We start from the raw sequence: 13219 nt of genomic DNA, 5'->3' as shown, positions 1-13219 counted from the left end.
CGATATTGCTCATTCAATACTATCGCTATAACTCTATCTTCAACATTCATGCCATTGGCAAGCAAAAAAAAGCGGGCATCTCTTACGCGATGCCCGCTTTGCGTTCGATAAACTTGTAATTGTTACGCTAAACTTTTACTGACCACTTCGTACACATCTTTGGAAAGATCCGGCACTGCCATAATTCGCTCCAGCTGCGCCTTCATCAATGATTGTCGCTGTACGTTATATTTTTTCCATTTGGTCAAAGGCGTTAATAAGCGCGATGCAATTTGCGGGTTTTGGCTGTTAAGCACGATGATTTGGTCCGCAAGAAATGCATAACCAGCGCCTGCATCTGCATGGAAGTTAATCGCATTACTATTGCAGAAGCTGGAGATCAAGGCGCGGATTTTGTTTGGGTTTTTACCATCGTATGCCGGGTGTTGCTGCAAACGTTTTACGTTGGCCAGCGTACCAGGCAATACACAACTCGCCTGCACGGTTAACCACTGATTTACCACCAGTGATTCATGCTGCCAGCGCTGATAAAAATCATCCAGTGCCTTAACAGCCAATTGCTGCGCGAGCGGTGAACTGCTATTGACCAACTGTGTCAAGGCTGCCATCACATCCGTCATATTGTTACTGGTGCGATATTGCTGCTCACATGCTTGCACTAGCGCATCGTCGTTAAGCAGCATTAAATATCCGAGTGCAACATTTTTCAGACTGCGCGCAGCGATGGCATCTGCGGTAGCACTGTATGCCTGTTGATGATCATAATCCTGATACACACGCATTAACTCATCGCGCAATGCACGCGCAAGTGCAACACGCACTGCAGTGCGGCTGTAGTGGATTGCTTCAACATCCACCACATCAGCCAATTCACTCAAATACGCTTCTGATGGCAAACTAAGCATGTAAGCCACCATTGCCTTATCCAGGCTGTCATCTTGCAAGATGCTGCGATAGGCCGCTATTAAATCTGGTTCTAGCGTCCAATTTTTCAAATCGCCGCCCTGCTGGTACACCTTCATAGCCTGATGAATAGCATGTAGCCCCAATTGCTGGCTGGCCTCCCAACGATTAAAACCATCGCTATCGCGGCTCATCAATACAATCAAATCGGCAATGCTGTAGTCATAATGCATTTTTACCGGTGCCGAAAAACCGCGCAGTAAACTCGGTACCGGTTTTTCTTGTACACGCTCAAACACAAACGTTTGTTCGGCACTGGTTAACTCAAGAACCTTGTGCGTGTTATCACTCGTTTCAAAATCAGGTTCGGCATTTTTTAAATAGAGCGGCAAATCCCCTGCACTGCCTAATAATCCCATCGCAATCGGAATATGGAACGGCAGTTTTTCCTGACATTCAGGTGTAGGGGGGCAAGACTGTTTGATCGTGAGTGAGTATTCTTGTGCATCTTCATCGTAATAATCTGTAATGTGCAAACGCGGTGTACCCGCTTGGGAGTACCACCGCTTGAACAAGGTGAGATCACGCCCCGATGCGTCTGCCAATGCTGCAACAAAATCTTCTGTGGTAACCGCTTGACCATCGTGACGATCAAAATACAAATCTGTTCCTTTGCGGAAATGTTCTTTACCCAACAAAGTGGCCAACATGCGAATAATTTCTGCACCTTTCTCATATACTGTCATGGTGTAGAAATTGGATATTTCGATATAGGATTGCGGGCGGATCGGATGCGCCATTGGCCCTGCGTCTTCTGCAAATTGAAGTGTCCGAAGCAAGGTGACATCTTCTACGCGCTTTACTGTGCGCGACCCCATATCAGCTGAAAATTCTGAATCGCGATAAACCGTAAAACCTTCTTTTAAACTCAACTGGAACCAATCGCGACAAGTCACACGGTTACCGCTCCAATTATGGAAATATTCGTGGGCAACAACACCTTCTACGCGCTGAAAGCCAACATCGGTGGTGGTCTCAGGTTTTGCCAATACACAGGATGTATTGAATATATTGAGGCCTTTATTTTCCATTGCACCCATGTTGAAATCATCAACCGCGACAATCATAAAAATATTTAAATCGTATTCGCGGCCATAGACTTCCTCATCCCAACGCATGGAGTTTTTCAGTGAAGTCATTGCATGATCACATTTATCCAGATCCTTGGGTTCAACGAATATTTTCAAGGTCACGTCGCGGCCGGAACAGGTTGTAAACTTATCCGATATATGGGCAAGATCACCCGCCACCAAGGCAAATAAATAAGCGGGCTTTTTAAACGGGTCATGCCAGGTCGCATAATGACGATTGTTTTCAGCATCTCCCTGGTCAATCAAATTTCCATTTGATAACAACACTGGAAATTTTTTATCAGCCACCACTGTCGTGGTGAACTCACTCATCACATCCGGACGATCAAGGTAATAGGTTATTTTGCGGAAGCCTTCTGCCTCACATTGGGTGCAGTACATTGTCCGTGAGCGATAAAGCCCTTCAAGCGAGGTATTCGATTCCGGTTTTATTTTTGTAATGGTCAGCAGTTTGAATTCAGCAGGGGTATTAAAAATCGTCAGATGTTCTTCACCGAATTCATAATCATCTGCACCGAGAATTTTCCCATCAAGCGCAATAGAAACAAGCTCAAGATCTGCACCGTGTAAGGTGAGTTGCGATGCAGGGGCAGCAGCAGGATTGCGGTAGAGATGCAACATAGCACTGACAAGTGTTTCGCCATCATAAATCTCAAAACGTAAATCGGTCGTTTTGATCAAATAAGGCGGCACCTGGTAGTCTTTGAGATAAATCGTTTTGGGGGCTTGTTCTTTGGCGGGAAAACCTTGCTCTGCTGCAGTCATAACAAATTCCTGATTCACTCAAGTAGAAAAATTATTCAACCCATTTAATGGGCTTGTCGGTGTGCGCATGATCGTGCTCGTGATCATCATCGCCACAATAAGTATGCGGTTCCGGGGGAATGTAACCCGTGTGTTGGTCTGGCGGTAAATTCTTGTGTTCGTAAGCAATCATCGCTTGCATACATAACTGACGTTGTTCTGATGACACGCGGTTACCATCTGGCCATTTGCCCAGTTCTACTGCACGCTTTAAATTTTGGTAAATTTCTGGCGTAAGGCTGGAGAGTAATTGCTGTAAATCCATAGCTTTTCCAATTAAAAAATAATTAACGTAAATACAGGTGTTTTGTGAGTAATGCGTAAACAACGCCTGCCATTAATCCGCCCACATGCGCAGCATTGGCCACAGAGCCAGCGATAAAGTAATCAACTACGCCGGTCATACATAACACCAACCAAAACAGCATAAAGCCGATCAACGCCGAAGGAACAGCAACTAATGGATGAGGCGCAATGCGTTGGCGCACCGCGATAAATCCAACCAATGCGTAAACAACACCAGACATTCCACCAAAATTGGCGTGCCCACTCCATATAAATTCTGACGCATTCGCTGCGATGGCGGTGATAATAAAAAATAACAGGAAGTGCCAACGCCCTGTTAAAAACTCCAAACGCCGACCTAATTCCCACATCCACAAACAGTTAAACAACACATGAAAAATGCCTGAGTGTAAAAAGGCTGGTGTTACCAAACGCCAGACTTCCCCACTGGCGAATGTGTCTGCTAAAGAAATAAAGCGATTATCAACAACACCCAGAAACGTAAAATACGCCATCCATTGGGTGCCCACCACAAGCGCGCCAAGCCCACTTAATAAAATAAGGCAGGTCACGACGGGTACTTGCAGTGCCTGCTGAAATAAATTCGCCTGAATTGTAGAAGGCGATCCGGAAACTTCTGGAGCCTTAGTAGACGATAACTCGGCATTACCTTGCTCATAATGAGTAAGAAATTCTTGCAAGGCGGGGATCACGGCGGGATCCAAAACCGCAAGACATTGCCTGCCGTCTTCCTCGGTGATGCGATGCTGTAAGCCTCGCTCCCGCAAGTAATGGCTGAGTGCCCTTAAATCCTGTTCGATGGGAAAATATTTTACGGTAATCCAGTTCAATGCTCTGTATCCGGCGGAAGGGAAAAACTGCAAATGTCAGGGATCTACATACACCCAAACAAATTTATTGGCTTGCAATTGTGCCTCACCATCCATGCGATATGCCACCAATCGCCCGAATTTAACCGCACTGTAGTCCAGACAAGCCAGGTTAGGGGCAAGTGGCCGCGGCCGGCCTTTCAGCCAATAATGACCAACAAACAACGGGGGCTGCGAATGATCGTAATGCACCATTTGGGAACGATGCTCTTCAGAAATTTTTGCTCTCGCAATATGCTCCGGAATGGGATCTGGCTGGAACAACAATTGACCATAAGTGCTCGCCTCATCACCCCAGAATTTAGTGCGGAATGCGCGACGGGTATAACCGTCCGGCGATGTTACGGTCAGTCCATCAGGCAAAGGTAAATCCACCCCACCGGTCAGGCGCTGTTTGGTCAAGGCAGCCAGGGAGCCCAGCTCAGCCGACTCCAAAACAAACTCCCAATCAATGTGCCCATCACCGTAACGAGCGCAATGCAAGTCGATCAGGGTTTGATCCCAACAGGCATGCACCGCACGAAATAGCTGCCGGGTGAGCGGATGTTCAATTTCCAAAAACAAAGGCAATTCCACAAACCAGCGAATGAAGGACTGCCATTCCTGGGAATAATTAGCAAATTGTTCAAGGGTTTCGGCAATTTGTTTCGCGTTCGCGGCAGTGTGGGGGCGCAAGTAGCTCCCACTACCAGTGCTGGTGCAATAGGTGATGGCATTAAACTCATGGTTGCCGAGAATCATCAGGGCACTGCCCTGTTCAACCATGTCGCGCACTAAATGCAGGGCCTCACGGATACGCGGGCCGCGATCCACAATATCCCCTAAAAATATGACTTGCCGCTGTCGATGGCGATATACACCGCCGATTTTTTGATACCCCAGGGCTTGCAGTAACCGCTCCAGGGTGTTGGCACATCCATGCACATCACCAATTAAATCATAGCCCTTGGCTTCACCCAGCTGAGTCCGACTGATCGATACATTTGGCGACTGCTTTATCATGCCGTTAGCCTTTCCATGTTACTCCTTCAACAGATGACCGCCCCATCCCAACTTGGAACGGCAACGCTCGTAAAAGTTGTAATCCAGTGGATGTAACAGCTCCAGCATATGGGGCTTTTTGCGGATCAGAATTAAATCGCCAGTCTGTACATCGACATGCGAATGCCCATCGCAGGTCACCATTGGTTCAGCGCGATTGTGCTCCCCCACCACAATACTGATAGCACTGTGCCCGGCCACTACAATCGGGCGGCTGCTCAACGTATGGGGGTTCATGGGCACAACGACTATCGCATCCAGCGCTGGATGCAGTATTGGGCCACCGCCACTCAGTGAATAGGCTGTAGAACCCGTGGGCGTGGACACTATGACACCATCGGAACGTTGACTGGTTACAAACACATCATCCACTGAGATCTCAAACTGCAGCATGTGGATGAACTGACCGGGGTGTAAAACAACGTCATTCAGCGCATCGGCAGTGGCGATAACCTTTCCATCGCGCCTCACCTCCATATCCAACAGAAACCGTTTTTCCGATTTGAATTGGCCCGACAAAACTTCATCGACCTTCTTTTCAATATCTTCCGGGGTGATGTCAGTCAAAAAACCCAAGCGGCCACGATTTACACCCAACAGCGGCACAGCATATTTGGCAAGAGCCCGCGCACCGCGCAGCAAGCTACCATCGCCCCCTACCACAATGACCAGATCACATACCTGTCCAAGGGTATCCATATCCACAATCTGGTGCGCAGCCGATAACAAATCAGTATCAACAATGCGCGCAGCCGTTTCCGCCTCAAGGACAAAACGTTTATTGCGAAGCTGTAAAAAACGGATCAACCGCTTGATGGAATATACCGCGCGCTCATTATTAAGATGGCCAATCAGGCCTATAGTTGAAAAATGGGTCATAAAAGTCACTGAGTGTGCGGTTAGTAAAATGAGGAGATATCACTGGATTTTGTAAGCTATTATAGCCTCCAGATTCCCCATGGCTGATATTTATGCCGAATTTACCTGATGATCCATCACTATTGCTTATTCATCAACTCAAGCAGCAATGCGTGCGTGATTTGGCTTGGTGTTGCATCAGCGCTCCCATGATGCAGGAATTATCTGGTTCAACAACACAGATTTTACCTTTTCAGGAACAGCGCTCAAACACAGGCACCACACAATCAGACCCGGTATTGCGGGATTGGTTGCGCACGCTGGACGCCAATCCGTGTGCACTGAATAAACACCTCGCACAACAAAAAAGTACGCGGCTGGGAATTTATTACGAAGCCTTATGGCAATTTTATTTTAGTCATTACCCACAATGGCAATTGCTGGATTACAACCTGCAAATTAACCACAAGGGAATTACATTAGGCGCTTTGGATTTTCTATGCGGCCGCAATGGGCAGCATTTTCATATTGAGACTGCTGTAAAATTTTATCTATGCAATACAGACAACAAGAAAGAGGCTGCAGACTGGAAAAACTGGATTGGACCAAACAACAATGACCGTTTGGATATCAAATTAACCCATCTCATTAATCATCAGTTACCACTGCACCAATTCGCGGAAACACAAAAAGTATTACACGAGAAATACCCGCACATTCAAAACTGGCACAGCGCTTTGTGCTTACAAGGTTATTTCTTTTCACCCGCATCTATGTGCTTTAGCCCTGAGCACAGCAACCCGCATCACGGCTATGGATGTTGGTGGCATCTACAAGATTTTCAGTACTTTTTACAGCAAGCCACACAAGCAAAAACAATGTGGATCATTCTTGAGCATCAACACTGGCTATCCCCTGCACACATTGATAACCCTGATGGATTAGCAACTGCTAGCGAACTTGCCAAACATATCCAATCACAACTGGAACAAACAAAAAAGCCGCTTTTGGTAGCGGCTTTGGAAGAAATGAATACCATTACAAAAACGATATGGAGGGAAACTATGCGCGGGTTTGTCGTACCTGATCATTGGCCAGATAATTAGCCCTGCCCGAGAATCACATCGCCATTGCGCAACACATAATTTTGCTTGTCAGTTAAATATTGCTGCGCCCCAGCAGGGCTAAATAGTTGTGCGCAATTATCTAATGCCAATGTGCGATAACCATGCTGCGCCAACAAATGCGCTGCCGCACGACTGCGACGACCAGTATCACAATAAAATACATACAATTTATCTTTAGCAAGCAAACGGGATTTAATTGAAAGTATGTTCAGCGGGATATTCACGGCTTGAGGTAAGTGCACCTCGCTATATTCTTCTTCACTGCGCACATCAACCGCTACAACACCTTTTGCCATAGTCTCCGCTAATTCTGCCAATGCCAATGTCGCCACACTGGGCTCTTTCAATAAGCGATAAAAATCCTGTTTTTCCAAACGCATCAATACACCATCCGTGCGCATCATAACCGTTGCGTTACGCACAGTTTCATTTACCAATGCATCCTCACCAAAACAACGACCAACACCGATAGTCGCCAAATGCTGGCGTTTATTATCAGTGTGGCGGGTCACATCAGCCTCCCCTTCTTTGATGAAGTAGCATTGATCGCCCAACTCACCCTGACGAATAATCACATCGCCCGCATATACTACCTGGGGAGTCAAGCGCGAAAAAATTTGCTCGACATTTAAAGGAGGAACTTTGAAAAACAAATTGGATTTCAAAATAATCATCATCCAATCGATATCTTCATCCAGATCCCGCTCGCGCGAAATGATCAGCTGCAGGTAATCAGCAACCTGACTCCAGGTCAGCATTTTATCCAGACGCTCACTATTGATGCGCAGCACACTGCAATCTGTTTCAGCAACAGCGGTAAATTGACGAGGCTGCTGGTGGGCAATAGGAAGAAGGGATGATCGCCCTTTAATCAGGGTGCGGGCACCATCAACAGCCACCAAGACGACATCACCATGTAGAAGGTAGACATGTTGCTCGTCGTAACTGCCCACCGAAAAAAGCGTTTGTCCTGCGCATACAGTATCCACAACTGCATCATCCAATAAAGCAAGCAAATGGCTTTCGCTCATGTCTTTTAGTGGTACCAATGTGCGCGTCAAGTTCAGGTCAAACCCGACTGGGGCGGATACAGCAACAGGAACCTGGGCATTTTTTTGAGCTTGCATAACAACATCCTTTAACAGGGAAGCAATCTTTTATAAGGCTACAAAAACTAGTTTTACGACATGTTATCGCTGGTTTATCGCAACTCAGATTACTGTTGGCTCAGGACATGTAAATCCTCTCCGCCCCTGTAATCCTCCCGTGTGTATTGCTATCACACGAGAACCACGCGCCCAATATCCTTGTTGCGCAAGACAATGAATTGCCCAAAACATTTTCAATGTATACACAGGATCAAGTAGCAATCCCGTTTCCTGCTCAAACGCATGCCAAAAGCGAAATAAATAGTCCGGGGGCCTTTTGGCATATCCACCCGCATGAAACCCACTGATCAGTCGCCAATTTCCAGGAGCATCAACCCACAGGCGATCACTAAAAAGTTGGCGATAGTAATGCGCGATGTTGCCACCCAAATTCCCATCACCTTTCAGGCAGGAGAATCCCAATGCCTGTTTTTCCTGACTAATACCTGCAGCCAGCCCCGCCAAACTAGTACCGGTTCCACAGGGAAGGCACACCGCAGTATAGTCAGCTTTTACTTGCTGCTCGAGCGCTCGACCAAGCAGCTGCATACCTTGCGCACCAGCGAGATTAGCACCACCTTCAGGAATACTGTAAAACTCGCCAAACTGATTGTGCAGCGCGTCTATTATCGGTGACTCATGTTTATCTCCGTACTCCTTACGGCTGATAAACACCAACTGCATTCCCCATTTTTCGGCATCAGCCAAGGTCGGATTTAACTGTGCAGGACGCTCACCGCGCACCACACCTATTGTTCTAAAGCCATATCGCTGCCCTGCAGCAGCCAATGCATGTAAATGATTCGAATAAGCACCGCCGAAGCTTAACAATGTACTTATCCGTTTCTTGCTTGCCTCATGCAAGTTAAAAAACAACTTGTAAAATTTATTGCCTGATAACTGCTTATCCAATAAGTCATCGCGACGTACCAGTAGTTCAACACCTGCAGCAGCCAATACCTTGGTGGTCACATTTTGTAACGGCACCGCGCAGGCAGCGGCAAAGAAATCATCGCCAGAATCAATTAACACCGTTTTTATACCTGCAATACACATCTATTTAGCATTTTCTTATTTGCATGTAACTATTTGTATTTATCTTGTATTTATCTACTTTTTGATACTCAACGCCGTTCCGCCACCAATGAAAAAGTGACCGATTGATGTTGAGTACAACGATCACTTTCCCCTGAGTGAAATTCTAATGGAGTTTCAATCATCGGAATACTTCGGCCACACATATTGCCGCGTGAATCAATTGCACTGCAACAGGGCGACTTATGGTGTTCTAGCCATGAAAAATAAACCGCTTGGCTTACACCCGCTTTCTCCGCAGCATACGCATCTGGATCTTCCAGATAACGACCAATATCATCGAGCGCAATCGCAATTTCTCCCACGCCGGGCAGAAAGGTAACCAAATTAACACCGGCCTTGGTCAAACGCCCTAGCAACTGATCGCCACTATTTTTCAAAAGCTGCTGATTTTCATGCTTAAGATTTACAATCTCTTCTTTTAACGCACTTTCATTTTGATGACGGTAAAAGAGCTCAACCTCCCGCATGTCTAACATTTCACGCAACTCTGCAGTAGCAGCACGAATTTTTGTATCGAGCTCCAACGCGAAATTTTCTTGCAGCAACTGCAATTGACTGGATTCATCCTGCTGTGCAGCCTTGAGTTTGTGCGCAAAATACTCACGCATCCCCTCCACTTTAGTGGCCTGAATTTCAAGACTTTCTTTTAAAGAGCGATTGCGTTCTTCAAGCTCTTTATTTTGCTGATCCAACCGTTGATATTGCTGTTGATAAGCCAACAAACGCTGTTGGTGCTCATGCTGAAGTGAATGAAATTTTGCCTGATGTTGATTCATCAACGTGGCAATACGCAAACGCTGCTCTTTGATCAAAAGAGCCATTTTATCGCGCAACTCTTGCGCATAGTGTTCATGTAATTTTTGTTCCAGCACTGATTGCTCGCGTTCAATATCAGCAGCAGTACGTCCTGTTTGAACCGGCGCTGGAGTAACAGCCTGTATCTCCGGCGCTTTTATCGCAAACCCTAAACGATTGGACTTCACTGCTTTACGCATCGCCACAAAACTATTATTGCCCGGCTGCATAAGCGGGTCCCACAAGTTCTTTTGATGCCAGGCAACAGGACACTGGCTGTAGCACACCAGACGAATTGCACCTGCTCCCATATCAGGCCCGGAACCCGCCGATTCCAGCAACTGGCGCAGCGGTACATTCCACCGCCGATCGACCATGCCTTTTGCATCAAATCCCAACAGAAAAAAAACTATACCGGTGACATTTAGCGAGGGGTTAATTTGTACATAAGCGGCTTTGGCCGATGTACCAGAAAAATCGGGAACAGGGATAAACCCATCCAGAATTGCCTCAAACTCAGGATAAAGTAACTCGCGCGCTATTTGTCCCTCTTGAAAAAGAAAGACAGCTTCAAGTTGCTCTGCGGGGTAATTGGACATAGGAGAGTCGTCTCAAACCAGATGATTTGTGTATAAAGTTATAAGGAGTATAAGAAACACGTTCAGGTGAAAACGTGAACAACTGCCATGAAGGGCGACTTTTGCGCAGATTTGCGGTCTATTCGACGAAACTGCATAGCCCCCGCTCCGTCGTCAAAAACTACTGGTTATAGAACAGGTGAAGAACCGCGATTCAGGTTATCAAAATGCGTGAGCAGGGATAAACAAAAGGGGAAATAAAGAGAGGTAAAGCAGGGGAACACCACGAGCCTGCAGCAAAATGCTGCATTAGCTCGGGCTAGATGTCCGAATAATCCTCAGGGAAGTCATCGTCAACATCATCAAACTGAACGTCCAGCAGCTCTTCAATATAATCTTGCATTGTCATTACTCCTTAAATTGGATATTTACTTTTAGAGAAATCCCATTCCACAGACAGGTATATCACCTGACCAGTTCCCGGACTTTACGCCCTTAACTTCAATTTACCTATCAAAGATGACAATTTCATGTAGATCTTTTTTTATAGGGTAAAAAGAAAAGAAAGGCAGGCGGCAGGATAATTGTGACAAATGAGGGGATTCGGTAAGGGGAATTAGCCTCGAATAAAGAGGCATCGAGAAGTACTGAGGCAATAAAAAAGCCCGCACATGGCGGGCTTTTAGAATAGTGGCGGACCGGACGGGACTCGAACCCGCGACCTCCGGCGTGACAGGCCGGCATTCTAACCGACTGAACTACCGGTCCGCAAAACTCACTAACGATACACCAACTATTCTGCTTAGGCTCTTGTTCAGGGAGCACAAAATGTGGTGGGCGGTACAAGACTCGAACTTGTGACCCATGCCTTGTAAGGGCATTGCTCTACCAACTGAGCTAACCGCCCCTCGTTGAGAGGTGCGCATTCTATCGAATCTGACTTTTCTGTCAAACGTTTTTTGGCATTTCACTCAAAACTTTTAAGAGTCAGACCAAGAATTAGGCAGCCACGAGCAAAAATACAGCATCCACACGCAAATTAACTTTCACAGGCCGTTCGAACCCCTGTTTAGGGCTATATACTTTGGCAAAGCGACTCCTATGGATCCAATTATTTTTTATGACGCCCCCAAACCTAATCACCCACCTACAGAATAATGATTCCATTCCCTGGATGGGAGCCCTGGTGGTTTTTCTGTTGATCTTACAAACGCTCTTGATTATCGGCTTGCAACGCAGCCGGTTGAGCAATAAGCGCGCGCGCAAAGCCCTAAAAGAGTCACAAAAAGTATTGGAAGACAAAATTCTTGAACGCACAGAAAGTTTGCACACGACCAATAATTTGCTGGTGGACGAAGTTGCCCGTCATGAGCAAACAGGGCGACAGTTACGAGAAACCAAGCTGTATTTACAGAGCATGATCAACTCTATGCCGTCAATTATTATTGGCGTTACCGCTCAAGGCGAGGTCACGCACTGGAATGCAGCAGCCGAAAATACATTTGAAATTTTCTCTAACGAGGCGCTCGGAAAAAAAATCACTGATTTGCTACCCTTATTCCCCATTACAATTGATGCAATTAAACACTCAATCCGCAATGGCGAGCCCCACTCTGCTCAACACACACAAAGTGATGACGAAAAAAAATGCTATTTTGAAATCACTATTTATCCATTAATTTCCAGCACACAGCAAGGCGCTGTTATTCGTGTAGACGATGTCACCATGAAAGTGACTATTGAAAATTTAATGATCCAAAATGAAAAAATGTATTCGCTTGGTGAAGTAGCAGCAGGAATTGCTCACGAAATTAATAATCCACTCAGTGTTATTTTACAAAACGTACAAAATATTTCCCGACGGACAAATATTAATTTTTCCACTAATCATACACACGCCAATCAATTGAATCTGGATTTCCAGCAAGTACATACCTACTTACAAACTCGTGAAATACCAAAAATGCTCGACTCTATACGCGAAGCCGGGGAACGATCAGCAACTATTGTGCGAAACATGCTAGAGTTTTCGCATAATTCCCAACGAAAAACCAGCTTGGTAGAAATACAACATCTCATCGAGCAAACTATTAATTTGAGCCAAAGTAATTATTCTGGCAGCGGTTATAAAGTAAACATTTTTACAGAGTTTTCTTCGCCACTTCCTCTGGTACATGCATCTGCTCCAGAACTACAGCAGGTCCTGCTAAATTTACTGCGAAATGCTAAACAAGCCCTTTCCGGTAGTGGCGAGGAAAACCCCAGTGTTTGGATTAAAACATACGCACAAGAACAACATCTTGTGATCGAGGTTCAAGATAATGGGCCCGGCATGACCGATACTGTGCGCAAGCATATCTTCGAGCCATTTTTTACAACGAAAGAAGTAGGCTCAGGAACAGGCTTGGGGTTATCTGTTTCTTATTTCATTATTACCGAACGCCATAATGGGACGATCGATGTAAAAACAGCGCCAGGAAAAGGCTGTAACTTTATTATTAGACTGCCGTTGCAACAGGCATAACTTTTGTCCAGCAGGAG

General features: G+C 46.0%; 10 protein-coding genes and 2 tRNA genes. 2 read left to right on the top strand and 10 right to left on the bottom strand.

Annotated elements, in window-relative coordinates; translation table 11 throughout:
* Positions 1-122: 122 nt before the first annotated feature.
* Genes pepN through B2739_RS09825 form a run of 5 tightly spaced genes read right to left on the bottom strand, consistent with a single transcriptional unit; the run spans position 123 to position 5953 of the window.
* Positions 123-2819, bottom strand: coding sequence for an aminopeptidase N (pepN, locus tag B2739_RS09845; protein ID WP_331345689.1), 2697 nt, complete (start codon positions 2817-2819; stop codon positions 123-125).
* 31 nt (positions 2820-2850) lie between these two features.
* Complete coding sequence (locus B2739_RS09840) at positions 2851-3123, bottom strand: YeaC family protein (protein WP_331345688.1); 273 nt, start codon at positions 3121-3123, stop codon at positions 2851-2853.
* Between the two features lie 22 nt (positions 3124-3145).
* Positions 3146-3994 (bottom strand): rhomboid family intramembrane serine protease, encoded by an 849-nt coding sequence (locus B2739_RS09835; protein WP_331345687.1) that lies wholly within the window; start codon positions 3992-3994, stop codon positions 3146-3148.
* Between the two features lie 36 nt (positions 3995-4030).
* Entirely contained in the window at positions 4031-5035 is a 1005-nt protein-coding gene (locus B2739_RS09830) for a metallophosphoesterase (protein WP_331345686.1), read from the bottom strand.
* A gap of 18 nt (positions 5036-5053) precedes the next feature.
* Positions 5054-5953 (bottom strand): NAD(+) kinase, encoded by a 900-nt coding sequence (locus tag B2739_RS09825; RefSeq protein ID WP_331345685.1) that lies wholly within the window; start codon positions 5951-5953, stop codon positions 5054-5056.
* 92 nt (positions 5954-6045) lie between these two features.
* Between B2739_RS09825 and B2739_RS09820 the strand changes: the two genes are divergently transcribed.
* A complete protein-coding gene (locus tag B2739_RS09820; protein ID WP_331345684.1) occupies positions 6046-7038 on the top strand; it encodes a DUF1853 family protein in 993 nt (330 codons plus the stop codon).
* On the opposite strand, the gene B2739_RS09815 is transcribed toward B2739_RS09820, so the two are convergent.
* The 5 genes from B2739_RS09815 to B2739_RS09795 all read right to left on the bottom strand — a co-directional run bounded on the left by B2739_RS09815 (position 7035) and on the right by B2739_RS09795 (position 11585).
* Positions 7035-8186: a cyclic nucleotide-binding domain-containing protein gene (locus tag B2739_RS09815; RefSeq protein WP_331345683.1), complete on the bottom strand. Its 1152-nt coding sequence runs from the start codon at positions 8184-8186 to the stop codon at positions 7035-7037. The genes B2739_RS09820 and B2739_RS09815 overlap by 4 nt on opposite strands.
* Before the next feature lie 84 nt (positions 8187-8270).
* Positions 8271-9239, bottom strand: a complete 969-nt coding sequence (locus B2739_RS09810; protein ID WP_331345682.1) for a 1-aminocyclopropane-1-carboxylate deaminase/D-cysteine desulfhydrase — start codon at positions 9237-9239, stop codon at positions 8271-8273.
* 92 nt (positions 9240-9331) lie between these two features.
* Positions 9332-10699, bottom strand: coding sequence for a hypothetical protein (locus tag B2739_RS09805; protein ID WP_331345681.1), 1368 nt, complete (start codon positions 10697-10699; stop codon positions 9332-9334).
* 670 nt (positions 10700-11369) lie between these two features.
* Positions 11370-11446: transfer RNA gene (locus tag B2739_RS09800), tRNA-Asp, on the bottom strand.
* 63 nt (positions 11447-11509) lie between these two features.
* A tRNA-Val gene (locus tag B2739_RS09795) sits at positions 11510-11585 on the bottom strand.
* A gap of 177 nt (positions 11586-11762) precedes the next feature.
* Between B2739_RS09795 and B2739_RS09790 the strand changes: the two genes are divergently transcribed.
* The gene (locus tag B2739_RS09790) at positions 11763-13202 is read left to right on the top strand and encodes a two-component system sensor histidine kinase NtrB (RefSeq protein ID WP_331345680.1); all 1440 of its coding nucleotides are present in this window, start codon (positions 11763-11765) and stop codon (positions 13200-13202) included.
* Positions 13203-13219 lie beyond the last annotated feature (17 nt).

It is taken from the genome of Cellvibrio sp. UBA7661 (assembly GCA_002483365.1).
Lineage (GTDB): Bacteria > Pseudomonadota > Gammaproteobacteria > Pseudomonadales > Cellvibrionaceae > Cellvibrio.
Note: the sequence above shows the minus strand (reverse complement) of the source record. Positions and strands in the feature narration are given on the sequence as shown.

What these genes read in the sequence shown, in the direction of transcription:
- pepN (WP_331345689.1), bottom strand. Translation starts at nt 2,819, where the DNA reads ATGACTGCAGCAGAGCAAGGTTTTCCCGCCAAAGAACAAGCCCCCAAA.
- B2739_RS09840 (WP_331345688.1), bottom strand. Translation starts at nt 3,123, where the DNA reads ATGGATTTACAGCAATTACTCTCCAGCCTTACGCCAGAAATTTACCAA.
- B2739_RS09830 (WP_331345686.1), bottom strand. Translation starts at nt 5,035, where the DNA reads ATGATAAAGCAGTCGCCAAATGTATCGATCAGTCGGACTCAGCTGGGT.
- B2739_RS09825 (WP_331345685.1), bottom strand. Translation starts at nt 5,953, where the DNA reads ATGACCCATTTTTCAACTATAGGCCTGATTGGCCATCTTAATAATGAG.
- B2739_RS09820 (WP_331345684.1), top strand. Translation starts at nt 6,046, where the DNA reads ATGCCGAATTTACCTGATGATCCATCACTATTGCTTATTCATCAACTC.
- B2739_RS09815 (WP_331345683.1), bottom strand. Translation starts at nt 8,186, where the DNA reads ATGCAAGCTCAAAAAAATGCCCAGGTTCCTGTTGCTGTATCCGCCCCA.
- B2739_RS09805 (WP_331345681.1), bottom strand. Translation starts at nt 10,699, where the DNA reads ATGTCCAATTACCCCGCAGAGCAACTTGAAGCTGTCTTTCTTTTTCAA.